We start from the raw sequence: 21,337 nt of genomic DNA on the forward strand, positions 1-21,337 counted from the left end.
TTAGGCTACTTCTTCAGACATAAATTGGGCTTCATACAAAGCACTGTAATACCCTTTCTGCTTTAAAAGTTCCTTATGCGAGCCACTCTCCACAATTTTACCAGCTTCCATCACTAAAATTGTATCAGCCTTTTTAATGGTAGCCAAACGATGTGCAATAATAATTGAAGTTCTACCCTCAGTTATTTTGGCAGTTGCCTGTTGTATCAACTGTTCTGAATATGTATCTACTGACGAAGTAGCTTCATCTAAAACCAAAATACTTGGGTTACTTACATAAGCTCTTAAAAATGCAATTAGCTGGCGTTGCCCACTCGAAAGCATCGTTCCTCTTTCTTTGACATTATACTCAAAACCACCAGGTAACCGCATGATAAATTCATGCACACCTATTTCTTTTGCAGCTGCTTCAATCACTTTCATATCTACGGATTTCTCTTGCAAAGAAATATTGCTTGCAATAGTGTCGGCAAATAAAAAGACATCTTGTAAAACCACAGCAATATGAGAACGCAAAGAATGTAATTTATAGTCACGAATATCGGCGCCATCAATAAAGATGTTTCCGGAATTAATCTCATAAAAACGGTTTAAAAGATTAATGATAGTAGACTTACCTGCCCCAGTTGCTCCAACAATGGCGACTGTTTCTCCTGCTTTTACATCAAAAGAAATTCCATGTAAAACCTCTTCATTTTCCAAATATCCAAAACGGACATCTTTGAATTGTATATTCCCTTTAACCTTATCTTTTACTAAACTACCAGCATCGTCTATATGGCTTTCCGTATCAATAATCTTGAATACTCTATTTGCCGCCACCATTCCCATTTGTAGCGTATTAAATTTATCAGCGATTTGACGCAATGGTCTAAATAACAAATCCATCAAAAAGAAAAAAGCGAAAATAGAACCGGTATCATTTAGCATTTGATCATCAATATTTTGAATTACCCCAAAATAAACAACCAAACCAATACCAATAGAATATGAAATTTCAGCGATTGGAAAAAAGATAGAGTTGTACCAAACCGTTTTCAACCAAGCATTTTGATGCTTTTCATTTATCGCTCTAAATTTTTCTTTTTCAATTTCTTCACGATTAAACAACTGCACTATTTTCATACCGGCAATACGCTCTTGCACAAATGAATTCAAGTTTGAAACTTGGGCTCTTACTTCAATAAAAGCAACTTTCATCGCTTGTTGAAACAACCGAGTAGCAACTAAGATTATTGGTAATATGGCAAAAACAATCAAGGCAAGCTTCCAATTAATATAAATCATTACAAAAGCACCCGCTAACATTTTTAACAGGTCAGATACAATTACAAAGAAGCCTTGGCTAAAAATTTCACCTATACGCTGCATATCAGCTACTGCCCTTGTAACAAGCACTCCGATGGACGAATTGTCAAAATAGGTCATTTTAAAACCCATCATCTTTCTAAAAAGCTTAACCCGTAAATCTTTAATTACAGACTCACCCAATAAGTTGGCGAAATAATTAAAGGTCAATTGACAAATCACTTGTCCGAGCAAGACCCCTCCCATTACTAAAACCAAAACGGACAATAAGTCTAAATCACTTTCAGGTAGTGCTGTGTTTATAATTTGCCGAACTAATATTGGGGTAAAAACCGCAAAAGCTGCTAAAAATATAGCCACAAAAGCAACCAACCAAAAAATAGATCTGTATGGTTTTGTAAAGGCAAAAACCCTTTTAAAAAGTCTGAAATCAAATGCTTTACCTTGTTCTTTTTCGTTACTCATTAAATAGCTTTTCTGGGTATCGTATTTTAGTTAAATATAATCCTTTTGCAGGTACTGAGGCACCTGCCATACTCCTATTTTTACTTTCGATAATCGCTCTTATTACCTCCGGTGATTTCTTACCTAATCCAATCTCTAGTAAGGTACCTACAATTGCTCGAACCATGTTTCTTAAAAAACGGTCTGCCGTTATAGTAAATACTAATTTATCTTCTTTTTGCTCCCAAACAGCTTTCTTAATTTTACATAAAAAGGTTTTCACGTCAGTATTCGTTTTTGAAAAGCACTCAAAATCTTCGTACTCTAATAAAACTGCAGCAGCCTTGTTCATGGCCTCAATATCTAAAACAGACCAAATAAAGTGTGCACTCTCTGAGTAAAAAGGGTTCTTTTCTTGGACCAACCAATACTCATACGTACGTTCTAAAGCATCAAAACGTGCATGGGCATCTGGTGTAACTGAACAAATATCTTTTATCGCTATATCGGTAGGTAAATAATTATTTAATCGCTGGGCTAAATCCGATGGAGAAGGCATCAAGTCAAAATCAAAATGTGCAAACATTTCTTTAGCATGTACACCAGCATCTGTTCTGCCAGCTCCTAGAACGTTTACTTTTGACCTTAAAAGCGTTGAAAGGCCTTCTTCTAAAACTTGTTGTACTGTAATTGCATTGGGTTGATTCTGCCAACCGTGATATGCCTTTCCGAAATAAGAGAATTGAACAAAATATCTCAACCTAAACAACTATTTTTAACAGGATAAAGATACTTGAAACCATAGGAAGGTTTGTTACCCCATTTTAATTTAGCATATTTTTAGCGTTATGACCAAAATTCTATTGCTTTCTGACACCCACGGTCATATGGATGATGCCATATTGAAGTATGCAAGAAGCGCCGATGAGATATGGCATGCTGGAGATATTGGAAATCTTGAAGTTACAGACCAACTAGAGGCTATTAAACCTTTAAAAGGTGTATATGGTAATATTGATGACCATATTATTCAAAAAGAGTTTCCCGAGCATAACCGTTTTTTCTGTGAAGGTGTTGATGTTTGGATTACTCATATTGGGGGCTACCCTACCAAGTATAACGTTAGGGTTCGTGAAGAGATTAAAGCAAATCCTCCAAAACTATTCATATGTGGGCATTCACATATTTTAAAAGTAATGCATGATAAAAAATTAGATGTACTTCATATGAACCCTGGGGCATGCGGAAAACACGGTTTTCATGCTGTTAGAACCATGCTTAGATTTCAAATTGACGGAGAAAAAATTAGTAATCTAGAAGTCATCGAATTAGGTAAACGATAAACATGAAGAAGCTTTTAAACATCATTTTAATTTTTATGTTTGTGAGTTGTCAAGCGCAAACTACCCCAGAAGTATCTTTAGTTATTTTAGGCACAGTTCAAGACGGTGGCAGTCCTCATATTGGCTGTAAAAAGGATTGTTGTAGCACGTTATTTGATCATCCGAACCCGGATAGAAAAGTGGTCTCACTGGGTGTTATCGATCATACAAACAAAAAAACCTTCCTTTTTGATGCTACACCTGACTTACCCTCACAGTTTAAACTTTTGAAAGAGTGGGGTCAAAAAGACGAAGAAGCTCCTGACGGAATTTTCTTGACCCATGCCCATATTGGTCATTATACAGGCCTAATGTTTTTAGGTCGTGAAGCAATGGGCAGTTCATCGGTACCCGTTTATGCCATGCCAAAAATGCAATCTTTTCTTAAAAACAATGGCCCTTGGAGTCAGTTGGTGGCTTTGAAAAATATTGAGCTCAAAGAAGTTAAAAATGAAGAAGCCGTAGCGGTAACAAACAAGCTTAAAGTTATACCTGTTACAGTACCTCATCGCGACGAATTTTCTGAAACTGTTGGGTATACCATTATCGGACCGCAAAAATCTGCACTTTTTATCCCAGATATTGACAAATGGTCTAAATGGGAAAAATCAATTATTGATGAAATTAAAAAGGTAGATTATGCCTTTTTAGATGCCTCTTTTTTTGATGGTAATGAAATTAATAATCGTGATATTTCTGAAATACCGCATCCATTTGTTATTGAAAGTATGGCTCTTTTCAAATTATTACCAGCATCAGAAAAGAACAAAGTACATTTCATCCATTTTAATCACACAAATCCATTATTAAATACCAGTAGTGATGAGGCCAAATTGGTCCTAAAAAATGGTTTTAATATTTCAAAATTTAATGATGTTTTTGGCTTGTAGTAAGGATGATAAATTTATTCGTCTAACACCTCAAATAATAAAAAATCATCATGAAATCAACATTAAAAATTTTAGCAATCTTATCACTTGTATTTATAATTTCTTGTGCTGAAAAAGTAAAAAAAGAAGTTGAAAAAATGGAAGATACTGCTATGGAAGCAGAGGTGACTCCTAAATACGATACGAGCGACCCGCAAAGTATTTTAAAAGCAATTGAATACGCACACGGAGGGTGGAATGACCTTTGGAAAAAGAAAGATGTGCAATACACTTATAACTACTATAGCACTGACGCCGACAAAACAGACCTATCAACGGAGCGTTATATTTTTAAAAACGAAGCATCTTTTGGCCATTATACCCAACATGAGATTAATGTAATGCCAGAGGTAGATGGTGTTATAACCCACAGTTTTGATGGTGTAAATACTGCAGTACATATTGAAGGTGAAAAAACTGAAGATGCTCAAGGTAATGCAGTTGGAGACTTTATCCGTAGAGCAAATTATTTTTGGTTTGTAATGCCTTATAAATTAAATGATAAAGGAACAATTACCACTTATATTGGCCAAGAAGAGCTCAATGGTATAGCCTATGACAAATTACATGTAACATATGATCCAGAATTAACGGGTAAAGAACAAAATGACATTTATATTTTATATGTAAACCCAGCGACTAAACTAATTGATCGTTTTTACTTTTCGTTACCATTTATGGGGGTGAATGAGCCAATCATAATTGCCGATTATGAATATGAAGACATTGATGGGCAAATGATAGCGACTAAAAGAAATTATTTCATGCCTAGCTCTGATGGATATGCTGAGGCGCCAAATTTGATACAAACATTAACCGACATTAGTTTCAATAACGGTTTTACTCTGGAAACTATAGCGATTATGCCCGAGTAAGCATTTTAAAAAAAGTATAAAGCAAAAAACCCCGATGTTTCCATCGGGGTTTTACGCACTAATACTACTAAGATGTTAGGTTTAACGCAAACGATCTACAGATTTTACAAGATCTTCATCCTTTTTGATAGCTCTGTTGGCCAGAACTAGAAAAACGATAGAAAATACAGGAATCAGCATCCCAATACCCTTCTCAGAAACCGCCGTCTCTCCGGATAAGTTTAGTGATCGGTAAACGAAAAATCCTAGTAAAAAAAGATTTAATATCATGTTCAGTCTGTTCAAAACAAACTGGTTTTGTCTTTTCTTAAATAAAAATATTGCAACAACGGCCAAAATGGCTACTGCGTAAAAAACAATAGAAATCAGTATGTCATTTTTCGCAAAGAATTCTTTATTCTCAGATGCTACCCAAAGATTAACAAAAAAGGGCAGTATTGCTGAGAGCAAAGCAACTATGGTTAAATATAACGTCTGAATTCGTTGAATCATTGTAATTTCCCTTTAGGGACAGCAAAAATACGTGTCTTTTCGATAAATAGCCCTAGTTGTTGAAAAATAATTTGTATCATTGTATCGTTATTAAAAAACACTTACCCCGGGAAATCTTCCCAATTGTAATATCAAGAATAACATTTTACTTCAAAATTTATATACAAGTCTAACTTATTGATTACTTAATGTTCGAGATTTCAGATCTAAAAGCAAAAAAGCTTCCTGAGCTACAGGAAATAGCAAAAGGATTAAACATTCCTAAATTTAAGACCACCAAAAAACTGGATTTGGTCTATCAAATTCTTGATGTTCAAGCATCAAACCCAAAAGCGGTAGCATCCACTGTAACTAAGGCCCCTGTGCAAACAGAAGAAAAGCCTAAAAGAGCAAGAGCTCCTCGCAAAGAAGTTAAAAAGCCAGAAGCTGAAAAACCAGCTGCTCCGGCTACTGAGGAAAAGGTTATCCCTCAAAAAAATAATAATGGCCAACCTCAGAAAAGAGAGCCTAGAAAACCAAATCCTCAGCAGAAAAACCATAACCAAAAGAGGGACCAACGCAAACCAAATCCGCGTCCGCATCAAGACAAAAAGAACAACAACTTTGATAAAGATTTAAAGAACAGGTATAAAGAACCTGAATTTGAATTTGACAGTATTATTGCTAGTGAAGGTGTTCTTGACATTATGCAAGACGGATATGGGTTCTTGAGATCATCAGATTACAACTACTTATCATCACCTGACGATATTTATGTATCACAATCTCAAATACGTTTGTTTGGCTTAAAAACCGGTGATACCGTTCTTGGTAACGTGCGCCCACCAAAAGAAGGAGAAAAGTATTTTCCTTTAATTAAGGTGAACAAAATAAACGGTATTGACCCACAGGTAGTTCGTGATAGAGTTTCATTTGAACACTTAACACCACTTTTTCCTAAAGAAAAATTTAATTTGGCCGAACGCCAAAGCACAATATCAACCAGAATTATTGATTTGTTCTCACCAATAGGTAAAGGGCAACGTGGTATGATTGTATCACAACCAAAAACTGGTAAAACAATGTTACTTAAAGACATTGCAAACGGTATAGCAGCCAATCACCCCGAGGTGTACCAAATCATTTTATTGATTGATGAACGCCCAGAAGAGGTTACTGATATGCAGCGTAATGTGCGTGGTGAGGTAGTTGCCTCTACTTTTGATAAAGAGGCTACCGAACATGTTCGTGTTGCTAATATTGTTTTAGAAAAAGCAAAACGTTTGGTCGAATGTGGCCATGATGTTGTTATCCTTTTAGATTCTATAACACGTTTAGCAAGAGCATATAATACAGTGCAACCAGCTTCAGGTAAGGTATTATCTGGTGGTGTTGATGCTAATGCATTACATAAGCCTAAACGTTTCTTTGGTGCAGCTCGTAACATTGAAAATGGAGGGTCTTTATCCATTATTGCTACAGCATTGACAGAAACAGGTTCAAAAATGGATGAGGTTATTTTTGAAGAATTTAAAGGTACCGGTAATATGGAGCTTCAATTAGATCGTAAAATTTCTAACAGAAGAATATTCCCTGCAATTGACTTAACGTCTTCAAGCACGCGTAGAGACGATTTATTACTAGATGAATCGACTATTCAGCGTATGTGGATCATGCGCAAGTATCTTGCAGATATGAACCCAGTTGAAGCTATGGAGTTTATAGAGCAACGCTTTAAACAAACTAAAAACAACGAAGAATTTTTAATGACCATGAATCAATAGGTCGACAAAAATATCTCACTAACATCAAAAACCCCAATGGAATACCATTGGGGTTTTTTGGTAAATATATTGCTTTCACTTTTTTAATAACATTGATTTCATTTTAAAAATGAAGTTTTTTCTTACCTTAAAGGGATATTTTAAGATACATTATTAACCCTTTAATTCTACAAAATGAAAAGACACGTTTTGAACAGTGCAGCTGATGTTTTTGTGCTTCAAAGTAGCGCAAACAAACAAGTTGCCCTACCACAAAAGTCCATTGACATTGAAATGGCCAAAGTCTACTACAACAACTTCTACAACACAAGGCTTGCCAATGGCATTCAAAATCAAACCAAGGCTACATGGTTTGAACTTGATGGGCTCAAAAACTATTTCAATAATGTAATAGAACTATGTGCTAACAGGGACATAGAAATCACAAGGTTTGCTTTTTTATTGGGGGCTACAAAAAAAGGTAATCGAACGGTTTTAATAGCTCCTGTCACCTATGACGAAAAACTTGATCTTCAAAGGGCATTCTCTTTGGACAATGACAATATAACCTATCTATACCGCTTCCCGGGTGAAGACCATAGTGATGTTCAAAACTTTAAAGGGCTCCACTCTACATCACAAAGCTTGGTTCTCTCGAGTTCAGGTATGGTATCAAGTGCCAAGGCCATTGAGCTTTATAACAATTACCATGATACAATATTGGCCCCAAACAGCGATAAGTTAGCTTCTGATAGCAGGTTTGTTTATTACGAAAAAGGGGAGTTTGAAAACTATATTTCATTCTTGTGCGAACAAGCTCAGGAAAACAACATTGGCATCTCGGGCATCAATGCCATTTTTGGTGCAAAGAACGATTATGAGAGTGAAGGCATGTTTGCTAATCTGGTAACCTTGTTTTTTGCCCCAACTGTAGAAGGGTCAAAAACCGCAGTGATCACCTCTTTCGATGCTCCCAAAGAAAACGTACTTGACCTTAGAAATGATAGATGGGACAGCACCAAAGAAAAAGCCTTGATAACCACAATGTTTAATAGAGGGAGTGGTGCCCCTCCACCGTATCATTGGGATTGATATTAAATCTGGCGTAAATCAAACCCCAATGGTAGCTACCGTTGGGGTTTTTTGTTAAATGTGTTGAAATAAAAAGCATATCTTTAGCGAAGATTCCCCCAGCTATTGTAATCTTTTAACACTTTATGTATGAAAAACACTAACAAATTATTCTGGTCATTTTTGGGGTTAACAGTTATACTGACATCATGCCAAGAACAGCCAAAAAAAGAAAACCCTGCGGCCATTGCCGCGGAAGCCGAACAAGTTATTTACGAAGCTCCTAAACAAATCATTTCCCTTGAAGGCGCCGATTCTTTATATATCAATTATAAAGACAGAAGGGCAACAAACATTGTTGAAATGGAAGCGAAATATCAAGAAGATAAAAAACCTTTTGTACCCACACAGTTTGTTACTTTTGATATTGAAGTACTACAAAACTATTTAAACTATGTACAACAAGAAGCAAAAACTGGGGGTGTCCAAGCGGATAGTCTTCGTATTTACTTAGGGAATTATGGTATCACAAAAAATTATAAAAATCGGCATAACACAGTTTTTCTAGTACCTACAGCCAAAACAGATGATGGATATGGTGGAATTTACCTTGATGATGGTAATGCCAAATTAATAAGAGATTATTGGAAAAGTAGTTCCGAGGAGAATGACAAAGAAAAATCAAAAGCATCCTTTCTTCCTAACTTTAATACTAGAATGATGGATAATCATGAAAGTTTAATTTTAAATTTTGGCAGCTGTTGTACTAACCTCAACGGAGATTTTTAAACTATGTTCCAAGAGTTCATGGAATTTATTTTAAACAGATATTTTTTAATTGTTTATGGAATAACTTGGTTCTTTTCTGTAGCTAATTACAAAAAATATTTTGATACTATTTTAAAGTATTTTCCTATACTAATTGCATATACCTTTTTCAATGAACTCTTGGGTGCTTTAGTAATACATGAAAGATTTGCATTATTCTCAAAATTTAGTGAGGCCAATGCCTTAGTTTATAATATATATGCTATCATTTTTTTTCCATATTTCTTTTTCATTTACTGGAAACTTATTGAAAACAAAAAGTATAAAAACTTTGTGAAGTATATTGCTATAAGCGCAATTGCAGCTATTATTATCAATTCTCTCTTCTTTAACCCTTTAATAAAAGCACTTTATTTTGCCATCGCCTATTGCTCCATAGTCCTAGTGTTTTGCATCATTCTCTATGAATTAGGTAAGAAAACAAAAACGATTGGTTACCCTGAAAAATACAATTTGTTGAGATGGGTTTCGGCAGGTCTAATTATATTTTATTCAATTTTTCCAGTAATTTTTCTAATCCGCTTTTTTAATCCTATTATTTGGGCTGATTATAATCTCGGTCCAATTCAGAAAATACTTATAATTGTAATGTACTTGCTTTTTTGTATCGGTTTCCATTTGAGTAAAAGAAGAGCATTTCGTTAAATTTATTTAGTGGTAGAGTTTTTAAAATCGGGTTATACGATCGTTCTCTATCTGGTCATTCTTATAGTGGCAATTGTTAACTATCGTCAATATTTTGATACCGCATTAAAATACTTTCCTATTTATATTGCTTATACCTTCTTTACGGAATTGCTTGGCTACTTTATTATAACCTACGAACATTTTAGCTTTTTTTCCGATTTGGCATATTCCTGGCATAATGTTGGTATTTACAATTTGTATAGTGTAATCATGCTAAGCTTTTTTAGTTGGGTATATTATCGTGTACTTAAAAAACATGCGCACAAAACACTGGTACGTTGGGGAAGCTTCATTGTACTGAGCACCTATTTAATAAGTTGTTTTTTTCAAAACCCCTTGCATACTGGTCTATTTTATTCAAAGGCCTTGGCATCTTTTTTTTTGATACTGCTCGTTCTTCTCTACCTTAAAGAAAAAAGAATTCAAAGCACAAGAATTTTCAATAAAAGAAACCTGATGCTTTGGGTAAGTTTAAGTTTACTCATATTTCATCTATTTTTTCCTTTCTTATATGTTATTGGCTTTTTAAAACCCGAGATTTGGATTGAATACCATTTTAGAGCTATTCTAAAAATATTAATTGTGATCTCGTATTCCTTCTTTCTAATTGGTCTTGTTCTAGGCCGTCGTAAAGCTTTCCATTAAATTCCAGTTCACATCAGATTTCTTTAACTACACAACATTTCGGTGCAGTTCATCGGATATTTATATCGTTTTGTAGTCTTTTTCGTTCATTTGTTAGAGTTTTTATGTTCGAACCAATTATCGATAGATTTTGGCCTTACATCTAAACTTACCCTTGTTCCAAATATTACAACACCTACTTGCCCTCCAAAAAAATGATATTTGGGGGCTCAAATTTTAAAGCTATGAATACAAAAAGCATTTTTAGATTCCTTTTTATTCCTGTTTTTCTGCTTACTATACAGTCGTGTGTTAAGGACACACTCACTGAAACTGTAAGTCCAGAAGAAGAAACCGTTGTTGAAGAAGAGGAAGAATCATCAACGAATGACATTACTAATTTACAGATACCAGAAGGTTTTGAGTTTGAAACCTCAGAAACGGTAACTGTTACTATAAACGATAATGCTTCAAATGCCATCTATACAGTTTATGCCTACGACGATAGACAATACAATATTGAAGAGGTTGATATTATCAATGATGAAGGACAGGCCGATACTGCAGTAACTTTTGAATCTGATGAACTCAATCAAATTTTATTTAAAGGAAGGCCGGTAAATGGTGTTTTAGAACAAACTATCATGTCACCGTCTTACTATTCACAGGTATATATTCGCCGAAAAGAAGGCAATATGTTTACTTCTCAAATAGTCGATATTCAAAATGGGGCTGCTAACTATATATTTTCAGATGCCACCAACAAAATTAGGCAGGCAGAAATAGCAAGCTTTAAACACAAAATCACCCAAAGTAGAATGGGTGCTAAAAATGTTGAGATTGACACCTTGTTTGCTGTTAATGGATCAGGGCAATTATTTTCAATAAACCCACTCAATGGTAGTTTAAAAGAACTAGCTGCCATGCCCATGGGTAGTTATACTGCTGCCATTGATCATGCCAACATGTATTTATATTCTATTGGAAAAAATAATGGAAACCCATTAATGCGCTATGATATGATTAATGATGCATGGACAACTATTTCCAATCTTGGTATGGGAGGTCCACGTTTGGCGTTTAATGACAATGATGGTTTATTATATTTTTCAACTAGATCTAAAGTATACACTATAGACCCATCAAACGCCACAGTACTTAACACCTGGGACATCAACAACCTTAATAACAATAGCGGAGGTGATTTAGCATTTTCAGCTGATGGCACTTTGTTTTTAAGCAGTTTTGGCGGGTTATATCGCTTGGATTTAGATGCTGATAATGTTTATCAAGCCACTCGTATTAGTGCTGACAACCTACCTTTTAACCCTACCTCAATGACCTTTGATTCTAATGATGAACTTTGGTTAGCAGCAAACGGTTCTGATTCTGATTTAATCATCATGGATACCGTGACTGGAGGTTGGGAATACATTTATGGTCCTAATTCTACTTCTGGAGTAAATCTTGGTCGTACAGTAAATGATTTAACGACGTATACGGTATCAGAAGATATTGAAGATCCTGATACAGATGGCGATGGTATTACAGATAGTGATGATGAATATCCTGATGATCCAGATAAAGCCTTTGAAACGTTTACACCAAGTAAATATGGTTGGGGTACCCTAGCTTTTGAAGATTTATGGCCATACCTAGGAGACTACGACTTCAATGATACAGCAGTAAACTATAGGTTCGTTGCAATTCAAAATTCTTTAAATGAAGTTGTTCAATTAGATATTTTCTTTGAAGTTACTTCTGATGGGGCTGGTTTATCTAATGCCATGGGGCTTGAATTAGAAAGTATTGCCCCGAACCAAATAGAATCGGTTGTTGGTAACGTTTTAACAGAAGGCTTTATTAATGTTGCGGCAAACGGCACCGAAGAAGGACAAAGTAGAGCGGTAATCATATTATTTGATAATAATGAAACCATGCTTAACGTAGCGACAGAGGTCAATGTGAAATTTACAACACCATTATCTGTTGCCCAAGTTGGTATCGCACCTTTTAATGCCTTCTTAATCATAAATAAGGAAAGAGGAAGAGAGATTCATTTACCTAATAGATTACGAACTAGTCTAGGGGTAAATACGGTTGATGTTGACGGAATTAATCAAGATCCTGATGGTAATTATCAGACGGATTCTCGATTACCTTGGGCCATTAACGTTATGCATAACTTTAAAGTACCTAAAGAACGAGTTCCTGTTAATGAGGCTTATAACTTTTTTAATGATTGGGCATCATCAGGAGGAAATAGTTACTCTGATTGGTACAAAGACAACCCTGGATATCGAAATATAATCTATATAATAGATGAGCAGTAAAACTAAAAAAGCCCTTCAATGAAGGGCTTTTTTTTATGATAAATGACCAATACTACAACGTAGCCACTTTAGTCATTAATTTGCTTTTCAAGTTAGAAGCTTTGTTTGGGTGAATGATATTTCGCTTAGCAAGCTTATCAATCATACTAACAACTGAAGGCAACATAGTTTCAGCAGCTTTTTTATCCTCTTCACCACGCAATTTTCTAATCGCGTTACGAACAGTTTTATGTTGGTATCTGTTACGTAAACGTACTGCCTCGTTTCTTCTAATTCTCTTTAATGCCGACTTATGATTTGCCATTACTTTATTTTAAAATTAAAAGTTGAATCTTTTGATTCAACATTTTTATGTTTTTATTGTTGTAGCCCGTAGGGGAATCGAACCCCTGTTACCAGGATGAAAACCTGGCGTCCTAACCCCTAGACGAACGGGCCATGAACTAAATATTCAAAATATCTATGTCACACTGTAAACTCAGTAAAACACTTTATTTTCAATATTTAAATGAACTTCGTAGCCCGTAGGGGAATCGAACCCCTGTTACCAGGATGAAAACCTGGCGTCCTAACCCCTAGACGAACGGGCCTTAGGGTCGCATAATTGCGGATGCAAAAATACAACTATTTTTAAGTATTGCAAGGCCTAATTATGATTTTTTAGTTCTACTAATATGCTTTGGCAAAAAGTACTCTAAATGAAGAAGGTTTACCAGTGACCATACACCGCCCCTCTTCTTCAATAACATCAATAGGAATACAGCGTGTTGTGGCTTTTGTTTCTGTTTTGATTCTATCTTCAGTTTCCGTGGTTCCGTCCCAATGTGCGGCAATAAATCCTCCTTTTTCTTCTAAAACCTGCTTAAATTCATCATAACTATCCACGTTCGTGATATGCGACTCTTGATAGGTTTTGGCTTTACTATAAATATTGGTTTGAATATCTTCTAAAAGCGTAGTGATTTTTTCAACCGCATCACCAGATGTAATAGTTTCTTTTTCTAAAGTATCTCTTCGCGCTATTTCAAACGTGTCGTTTTCTAAATCACGTTGGCCAACGGCAAGTCTAACAGGTACTCCTTTTAATTCATACTCATTAAACTTAAAACCAGGTTTATGCGTATCACGATTATCATACTTAACCGAAATACCTTTAGAACGCAGTTCTTTCACTAAGGGATTAACCTTTTCAGTGATAGCATCAAGTTGTTCTTCTCCTTTGTAAATAGGAACAATAACCACTTGAATTGGCGCTAATTTTGGAGGCAGTACTAAACCATTATCGTCACTATGCGTCATAATAAGAGCACCCATTAACCGTGTTGAAACACCCCATGAAGTAGCCCAAACATGATCTTGTTTTCCTTCTTTATTTGCAAATTTTACATCAAAAGCTTTGGCAAAATTTTGACCCAAAAAGTGTGATGTACCAGCTTGTAAAGCTTTACCATCTTGCATTAATGCTTCAATACAATAGGTTTCAACCGCACCAGCAAAACGTTCACTTTCAGTTTTTGTCCCCTTAATTACAGGTACTGCCATATGGTTTTCAGCAAAATCAGCGTAAAGATGCATGATCATATCGGCTTCTTCAATAGCTTCTTTTTCAGTTGCGTGAGCTGTATGCCCCTCTTGCCATAAAAACTCAGCTGTTCTTAAAAACAAACGTGTACGCATTTCCCAACGAACGACATTTGCCCACTGGTTTATTAAAAGTGGTAAATCACGATAAGATTGAATCCATTTACGATAAGTATCCCAAATAATAGTTTCTGAGGTTGGTCTAACAATTAGTTCCTCTTCAAGTTTAGCATCTTCATCAACTACGATACCACTTCCGTCTTCTGCATTTTTAAGTCTATAATGCGTAACTACAGCGCATTCTTTAGCAAAGCCTTCCACGTGACTGGCTTCTTTACTTAAGTATGATTTTGGTATAAACAAAGGGAAATAAGCATTTTGATGTCCTGTATCTTTAAACATCTTATCAAGACCAGCCTGCATTTTCTCCCATATCGCGAAACCGTATGGTTTTATTACCATACAACCTCTTACACCTGAATTTTCGGCTAAATCTGCCTTAACAACAAGTTCATTATACCATTTAGAGTAATCTTCTGCTCTACTCGTTAATTTTTTTCCCATTAAATATAGTTTGGCACAAAACTTGTGACTTGATTAACAAAAATAGTGTGGTAAAACTAACTATTTTTCATATGTTCAACAATAAAAATAAAAAGATGCAACATTCGCTACTCCACCAAAAATTTCAGTCTGTCGTTTTATTACCCTTAATGGCAATCATAATGGTATCATGTGGCTCATACCAACAAGCTTCTTATTACGATGACGATGGAATTTATTCTAATGGTAACCAAACAGTTGCTGTTGAGAAAAAGTCGGCTGAAGCTGTAAAAACAGCACAGCTAGAAAATAATATTTATGGTGATTATTTTGGAGAAAAAGCTAATGAGTACGACGAAATACTAGAATCAGAAATCTTTACTGATGTAGACGGGTATTATAGTGGAGTACAAAACGACACTATTCCATTAGGAGAAAAAACAGATTATTTAGCATATAATAATACGTATGAAGGCAACCCCGGTTGGGGAGACAATCCTACGAATTTAAGCATCAACGTTTACGGTGGTAATAATTGGGGATGGAATGATCCTTGGTTATGGGGCGGTGGCTTTGGTTGGGGTTGGAACAACCCATGGAGATGGAATCGCTTTGGTTGGGGCGGCGCTTACGGCTGGGGCTGGGGCGGTGGCTTCGGTTGGGGTTGGAATAATGCTTGGGGCTGGAATGGTGGTTACGGCTGGAATAATTGGGGCTATGCTGGTTATGGATGGAATAGACCTTATTATGGAGGATATTATAATAATAACGTAGCCTACAATAGAACAAGAAGAGCATCTTCAAGAAATACATTCGCATCAAATGCATTAAGAGGCAGATCTAATGTTCTTAATGATTCAAGAACAAGTACCTCTAGACTTCGCTCAAATAGTGGTCGTTCAAATATTAGTCGCTCAAGTGCGACTTCTAGAAGTGCAGCTACCAGAAGCTCTAGAACTTATCAAGGTAGAACTAGAACAACTGGCAGATCAATTAATGCCGATGCAATTGCACGAAATCGCAGTTATCGCACCAGTAGAAGTACTCGAGCAGTACCTAATTACAATCGTTCTTCACGCAGTAGTCAAGCAAGTCGCTCAACTACTCCAAGAACTAGTGGTTATAGTAGTGGAACAAGAACTAGTAGAAGTTCAATTGGGACTCGAAGTACTCGAGGATACCAGTCTTCAACACGTTCTGTACCTAGAACTAGTACTTATAGTCGTTCTTCTTCAAGAAGCTCAGGTTCTTACAGAAGCTCTGGCTCAAGATCATCAAGTAGAAGTTCTGGTTATAGAAGTTCTGGAAGCAGCTCAAGAAGCAGCGGTAGCTATAGAAGTTCAGGAGGTAGCTCTAGAAGCTCAGGTAGCGTAAGAAGTTCTGGTGGTTCAAGCAGATCATCTGGAAGTAGATCTTCAGGTGGAAGAAGTAGTGGACGACGAAACTAATTCCAAATTCATTTATAATAATTAAAGAACACAAAATGAGAAGCATTTTAACTTTCATAATGGGTATGGTATGTTTAATTGCGACAGCCCAAAATATCAATGATGTGGTCAGATTTGGCACTGAAAACCTTCAAGGTACCGCACGTTATCAAGCAATGTCAGGAGCTTTTGGAGCTTTAGGAGGAGATTTATCTTCATTAAATGTTAATCCGGCAGGTTCAGCTGTTTTTAATTACAGTCAATTCGGTGTTAGTGGAACAAACTATAATAGAAATAACGATGCCACTTATGGCAGCAGTACGCAAAACACCGATTTAAATTCTTTAGAATTCAATCAAGTGGGTGGAGTTTTTGTTTTTAAATCGCCAAACTCTCCCTGGAAAAAAATTGCTCTTGCCCTTAATTACGATTTGGTTCAAAATTTTGACAATGAGTTTTTTGCCTCAGGTAATACGGATCAAGGGATTGACAATTATTTTCTAAACTTTGCTCAAGGGGTTCCTTTTGGTGATTTACTATTAGGGTCAAATGAATTTTTGGAAGAAGGTTACCTTCGAATCGGTGCACAACAAGGTTTTGCGGACCAACAGGCATTTCTAGGATATTTTGGAGGAGTTATCAATCCAACGGATGATACTAATAACGCCAATACAAGTTATGTTTCCAACGCACAATACTCAAGTGTCAATCAACAATATCGTCAAAGTACCAGTGGTTATAATAGTAAGTTTACAGCAAATTTAGCTGGTCAATATCAAAACAATTTATACCTAGGCGCTTCCTTAAACTTTCATACCATCTTTTATGATAAGATTAGCTTTTTTGATGAAACAGGTTATGACACTGGCTCACCTATCCAGAACACCACATTTGATAACTTTTTACATACCGAAGGCACTGGCTTCTCATTTAGCTTAGGTGCGATAGCCAAGTTGAACGATAATATAAGAGTTGGGGGAAGTTATCAATCACCAACATGGTATAACTTAACAGACGATACCTCACAAAGAATAAATTCAGAGCTCGCAGATGATGATATTAACTTTATAGATTTCAATATTGTGAATCTTTTTGAGGCATATCGCATACAAATACCCTCCAAGCTTACAGGTAGTCTAGCCGTCGTTTTTGGTAAAGACGGTCTTTTAAGTTTTGACTACGGGTATCAAGATATGTCTCAAGCTGAATTACGACCAGACTCTGATCCGAGCTTTGCTGCTGAAAATGATTTTATTGCAAATCAACTAGGCGATGTTAACACTTATAGAATAGGTGGTGAATATCGGATTGACCGCGTTAGCCTCAGAGGTGGGTATCGTTTTGAAGAAAGTCCCTATGAAACTGAAGGAATTATTGGTGACTTAGAAGGTTATTCAGGTGGTATAGGATATGATTTTGGAGGCAGTAAATTGGATTTAGCCGTGAACAGAACCGAACAAGAGGTGAGTGAACTACTGTTTGACAGCGGTATTGTAAATTCCGCATTAGTTGATAGAATTAATACCAATGTTACCTTATCGTATACTTTAAAATTCTAAAAAGAAAATAGCAAGAATAGGTCAACTGAAAAGTTGGCCTTTTTTTATCGTACAAGTGAAAAGTGATTTCTAACTGTCTTGGCAACTATTGCGGTTTGTTCATCTCTCTCATATTCAATTCTAAACCAATAATCGGAAGAAGGTAAATCAGTACCATTAAAGGTACCGTCCCAGCCTAGCGTAGTTTCATCCAATTGTTTTAATAATTTTCCATAACGATCAAAAATAAATATTGAAGGATCTATCAACTGATCAATTCCTAAAACATTCCAATTATCATGAATTCCATCTCCATTAGGGGTGAAGAATTTAGGGTAGCCAACAACGACAAACTCTATAGGCTCAGTTGCTCCACAACCGTTTTTATCATTAATAATTACTGTGTTGATTCCTGGGGGCACATCAAGAAAAATGGGGTCGTCTTGAAAATCACCACCATTTATTGCGTACTCGTATGACCCATCACCGTCAACTACGATTTCAACATTATAAGAATCTGGATCATCTGAAGTAATTAAATCTTCAAGAACTATAACTTCTTGTAAAACGGGAACAGCAAAAAATGTAATTAAAATACCACCATTATCAATAACCGTTGGTGGTGTACCAGATGCAGTGGTAATGGTAACGAAATATCTACCAGAATTTGGGCTAGTAACCACCAATTCAGAACCAAAAACTCCTGTTCCAGTTAAAATATCATCAATAGTTCCATCATCATCATAATCAACACTCCATTCAATATTTGCAATATCAGAACCAGCCGGCGAATTTAATGCAGTTAATACGATATCTGGATCACCTTCACAGGCAATAATATCTAAACCCAAAAACTCATCGCGTAAAGTACAATCTAGTGCGGTATCTTGATTGGCATTTACAGATGTTCCAGTAAAAGTAAGTTCAAATGATTCTGCATCCCCGTCAAAGTTTGTATTAAAATTATTGATGAGCAGATAATAAATTTCACCTGCAACAACATCAATGTATTCATCGTAAGTGTTTTGACTACCCGTAACATTCGGAGCTCCAATTTGACCATTATCAGGATTAATACCAATTCCTGTAAAATCTGTGTCATTTACTTCATAGTTACAACGTATTGGCTGTGCTGTTCCATCACTTATTCCAGCACAATCTGAATCTGGTCCATAAAGAGCAAAATCCCATTCTGAGGTTACAATTCCGCCAGGTGTAACTGGTAAGGCCTCGATATTAAAACCAATTTGACCATCTGTTCCTGCTCTAAACACATACCATGAGGTGTTATTTTCAATGTTAGCAGAAGATACACTGCCTTTCTCTAAACATCCTGTTTGCCGTATAACATCTGGGTCAAAATCGTCAATATCTCCATTACCGTCTGCAGTACCCATAATTGGGGCATCTGCACAAACCGGTATGGCTGTTCTACAGTCTGGAGCGTTTTGTGCCTGTAAACTAAAAATGGCACAGAAAAAGAAAAGATTGATAGCACAAAATAGTGTTCGCATAGAATTTGGGGCTATTCTTATTTAAATATATAACTTAGGTAAAGACTATTTAGTATACGCCGGGTGAAAAATCGTTGAAATACATCAATTAGTTTAAAAACAACACTAACGTCTTAATGAAAAGTGGTTTTCTATAAATTTTGCATTTATTCTATTTCCATTATCATCGATAAAAGATAGTTGAAACCAATAATCCGACCCTGGTAGTGGCTCGCCATTGTGAGTACCATCCCAATCATTACTGGAATTATTAAGGGTTTTCAATGCTTTTCCATAACGGTCAAAAATGGAAACAACAGGGTCATTTAAATGTTCAATGCCCATTAAATTCCAATTATCATTTACCCCATCCCCATTAGGTGTAAAATAAGGTAGGTAGCCTATTACCGCAATTTCTTCTATAATATTTGCGCAACCTTGTAAATCTCGCATATAAATGGTGTGATTCCCAGGTAAAACACCTTCAAAAACTGGACTACTCTGATAGGGTTCGTCGTCAATTCTAAATTCAAAATCTCCTAACGCGTTAGGCACAATTTCAACCGTATTCTCAATGCTAAAATCACTGAATAGAACCTCCAAAATCTCAGGTAGCTCTGTCTCAATTACAGTAAAGGTTTGTGTACATACGCAAAAGACATTTGCTAAAGATGAGGTTGCAGTCAAAATATACTGTCCTGGTTGTGAAACATTTAATTCTGGTGTTGTTTCGCCTGTATTCCATGAATATTCAAACTCGATACTTGGAATACTTTCACCAATCGTAACAAATGAACTTAAATCGCAAAGGTAAATCTCTTCATCAGTCCCTAGCATAGGGGTTATCAATGTATTTAGCTCAAAACTAGCAGTGGCATCAAAGCAATTCGGATTTTGCACAGAAGCTATTCGAGCGAAAATCGTTTGTATTCCTGGCGTAGTAATCAATTGTTTTGCCAATTCATTTACACCCAAATCAGCATCTGCCTGAGATGAATAATAGCTAACTATGTAATCTGCTGAGTTTTGATTACCTAAAGCTTCATTATCCTTAGAAGTTAAATCAAAGCCAATCGAATTTTCGCAGGTAATCTCATCAATTATAGGATTGGTCGTCGGGGGCGATAAAAATGCTACTTGTACTTCACTAATTATCTGTTCTGTAGTTGTTACTACTAAAACACGATACATGGCACTTTGAGTAACCTGATAAGTTGCATTGTTTTCTCCGATTATCTCTTCAAAACCGCTACCAACATCTTGATACCAAACATAATTTGTTGCATTAGGGCTTGTGGCATCTAAAACAACAACCTCATTAGAACATGCCGCAATTGGTGGGCCTAACAAATTATTTATAATAGAACAATCTAAAGCATCATAAGGATTAGTTTCAAAAACATCACCTGAAAACTGAATTGAAAAACCTGAATTAACATCACTAAAATTGTTGATTAAAAGATAAAAATCTTGCCCAGGTTCAACCATTAACCATTCTCCATATTGCAATGTAGAAGTATCACCAGTAGGGTCCTCCCCTATTCCTATAAAAGAATTTTCATCTCTATTATCAAAAAAATTACAGCGAATCGGTTCACCTAAGTTATTACAGTCCGCGGCTTGATAAAGTGCAAAATCCCAATCTTCAGACGAGTCATGGCCGATATTAAAACCTAATTGTCCCGCAGCATTTGCTCTAAAACGATACCAAGCAGAATTAGATTCTATTGCCCCAGTTGTAGTTGCTTCTAAACATCCACTTGATACTGCTCCATTAAAGTCATCAATACCGTAGCCAATGGTACCACCATTGATGGGAGTATTATAGCATATCGGAATAGCATTAGAACATTCAGAAGAAATTTGTCCTAATGCGGCATGGTATGCCATGAGAAACAAAAAGAATATTATTACATGCCTGAGCATAAGTACTTGTTTGTTCGAGTATTGCTAAAATAAAATTGCCTTTCCCTTAACAATAATTTATGTTGCCAAAGCCGTTAATTCAGATGTTAAATAAACCATTAATGTATATCTTTG

17 protein-coding genes and 2 tRNA genes are annotated in these 21,337 nt (G+C 35.9%); 10 read left to right on the top strand and 9 right to left on the bottom strand.

Features of this window, described 5'->3' with window-relative positions; all coding sequences use genetic code 11:
• The gene (locus tag RM520_RS11480; protein ID WP_311388108.1) at window positions 1-1,773 is read right to left on the bottom strand and encodes an ABC transporter ATP-binding protein; all 1,773 of its coding nucleotides are present in this window, start codon (window positions 1,771-1,773) and stop codon (window positions 1-3) included.
• Complete coding sequence (gene truA / locus RM520_RS11485) at window positions 1,766-2,512, bottom strand: tRNA pseudouridine(38-40) synthase TruA (protein ID WP_311385844.1); 747 nt, start codon at window positions 2,510-2,512, stop codon at window positions 1,766-1,768. The genes RM520_RS11480 and truA overlap by 8 nt, the downstream gene beginning before the upstream one ends.
• An 88-nt stretch (window positions 2,513-2,600) precedes the next feature.
• Between truA and RM520_RS11490 the strand changes: the two genes are divergently transcribed.
• The 3 genes from RM520_RS11490 to RM520_RS11500 are packed head-to-tail and all read left to right on the top strand — an operon-like array spanning window position 2,601 to window position 4,938.
• Window positions 2,601-3,095: a metallophosphoesterase family protein gene (locus RM520_RS11490; RefSeq protein ID WP_311385845.1), complete on the top strand. Its 495-nt coding sequence runs from the start codon at window positions 2,601-2,603 to the stop codon at window positions 3,093-3,095.
• Between the two features lie 2 nt (window positions 3,096-3,097).
• The gene (locus RM520_RS11495) at window positions 3,098-4,024 is read left to right on the top strand and encodes an MBL fold metallo-hydrolase (protein ID WP_311388109.1); all 927 of its coding nucleotides are present in this window, start codon (window positions 3,098-3,100) and stop codon (window positions 4,022-4,024) included.
• Between the two features lie 50 nt (window positions 4,025-4,074).
• Entirely contained in the window at window positions 4,075-4,938 is an 864-nt protein-coding gene (locus tag RM520_RS11500) for a DUF6503 family protein (RefSeq protein ID WP_311388110.1), read from the top strand.
• Between the two features lie 81 nt (window positions 4,939-5,019).
• On the opposite strand, the gene RM520_RS11505 is transcribed toward RM520_RS11500, so the two are convergent.
• Complete coding sequence (locus RM520_RS11505) at window positions 5,020-5,430, bottom strand: DUF4293 domain-containing protein (protein WP_311385848.1); 411 nt, start codon at window positions 5,428-5,430, stop codon at window positions 5,020-5,022.
• A gap of 188 nt (window positions 5,431-5,618) precedes the next feature.
• Here RM520_RS11505 and rho point away from each other — a divergent pair, with 188 nt between their 5' ends.
• The 5 genes from rho to RM520_RS11530 all read left to right on the top strand — a co-directional run bounded on the left by rho (window position 5,619) and on the right by RM520_RS11530 (window position 12,715).
• A complete protein-coding gene (rho, locus tag RM520_RS11510; RefSeq protein WP_311385849.1) occupies window positions 5,619-7,193 on the top strand; it encodes a transcription termination factor Rho in 1,575 nt (524 codons plus the stop codon).
• 174 nt (window positions 7,194-7,367) lie between these two features.
• The gene (locus tag RM520_RS11515) at window positions 7,368-8,264 is read left to right on the top strand and encodes a hypothetical protein (RefSeq protein WP_311385850.1); all 897 of its coding nucleotides are present in this window, start codon (window positions 7,368-7,370) and stop codon (window positions 8,262-8,264) included.
• Between the two features lie 129 nt (window positions 8,265-8,393).
• The gene (locus RM520_RS11520) at window positions 8,394-9,032 is read left to right on the top strand and encodes a hypothetical protein (RefSeq protein ID WP_311388111.1); all 639 of its coding nucleotides are present in this window, start codon (window positions 8,394-8,396) and stop codon (window positions 9,030-9,032) included.
• 3 nt (window positions 9,033-9,035) lie between these two features.
• Window positions 9,036-9,716 (top strand): hypothetical protein, encoded by a 681-nt coding sequence (locus RM520_RS11525; RefSeq protein ID WP_311388112.1) that lies wholly within the window; start codon window positions 9,036-9,038, stop codon window positions 9,714-9,716.
• 911 nt (window positions 9,717-10,627) lie between these two features.
• On the top strand, window positions 10,628-12,715 hold the full coding sequence (locus RM520_RS11530; protein WP_311388113.1) for an LruC domain-containing protein: 2,088 nt from the start codon (window positions 10,628-10,630) through the stop codon (window positions 12,713-12,715).
• Between the two features lie 52 nt (window positions 12,716-12,767).
• Here RM520_RS11530 and rpsT read toward each other — a convergent pair whose 3' ends face one another.
• From rpsT to proS, 4 genes are all read right to left on the bottom strand, one after another.
• Window positions 12,768-13,019, bottom strand: a complete 252-nt coding sequence (gene rpsT, locus RM520_RS11535) for a 30S ribosomal protein S20 (RefSeq protein ID WP_311385853.1) — start codon at window positions 13,017-13,019, stop codon at window positions 12,768-12,770.
• 62 nt (window positions 13,020-13,081) lie between these two features.
• Window positions 13,082-13,153: transfer RNA gene (locus RM520_RS11540), tRNA-Glu, on the bottom strand.
• A gap of 80 nt (window positions 13,154-13,233) precedes the next feature.
• Window positions 13,234-13,305 (bottom strand) — tRNA-Glu (locus RM520_RS11545).
• Between the two features lie 79 nt (window positions 13,306-13,384).
• Window positions 13,385-14,860, bottom strand: a complete 1,476-nt coding sequence (gene proS / locus RM520_RS11550; RefSeq protein ID WP_311388114.1) for a proline--tRNA ligase — start codon at window positions 14,858-14,860, stop codon at window positions 13,385-13,387.
• Window positions 14,861-14,955: 95 nt separating this feature from the next.
• Between proS and RM520_RS11555 the strand changes: the two genes are divergently transcribed.
• Both RM520_RS11555 and RM520_RS11560 read left to right on the top strand, forming a co-directional pair.
• Window positions 14,956-16,287, top strand: coding sequence for a hypothetical protein (locus tag RM520_RS11555; protein WP_311388115.1), 1,332 nt, complete (start codon window positions 14,956-14,958; stop codon window positions 16,285-16,287).
• Window positions 16,288-16,322: 35 nt separating this feature from the next.
• Entirely contained in the window at window positions 16,323-17,825 is a 1,503-nt protein-coding gene (locus RM520_RS11560; RefSeq protein ID WP_311388116.1) for an OmpP1/FadL family transporter, read from the top strand.
• Between the two features lie 44 nt (window positions 17,826-17,869).
• Here RM520_RS11560 and RM520_RS11565 read toward each other — a convergent pair whose 3' ends face one another.
• Both RM520_RS11565 and RM520_RS11570 read right to left on the bottom strand, forming a co-directional pair.
• The gene (locus RM520_RS11565; protein WP_311388117.1) at window positions 17,870-19,318 is read right to left on the bottom strand and encodes a T9SS type B sorting domain-containing protein; all 1,449 of its coding nucleotides are present in this window, start codon (window positions 19,316-19,318) and stop codon (window positions 17,870-17,872) included.
• Between the two features lie 105 nt (window positions 19,319-19,423).
• Window positions 19,424-21,223, bottom strand: a complete 1,800-nt coding sequence (locus tag RM520_RS11570) for a T9SS type B sorting domain-containing protein (RefSeq protein ID WP_311388118.1) — start codon at window positions 21,221-21,223, stop codon at window positions 19,424-19,426.
• Window positions 21,224-21,337 lie beyond the last annotated feature (114 nt).

The sequence above is a fragment of the Croceitalea vernalis genome, assembly GCF_031846405.1.
Lineage (GTDB): Bacteria > Bacteroidota > Bacteroidia > Flavobacteriales > Flavobacteriaceae > Croceitalea > Croceitalea vernalis.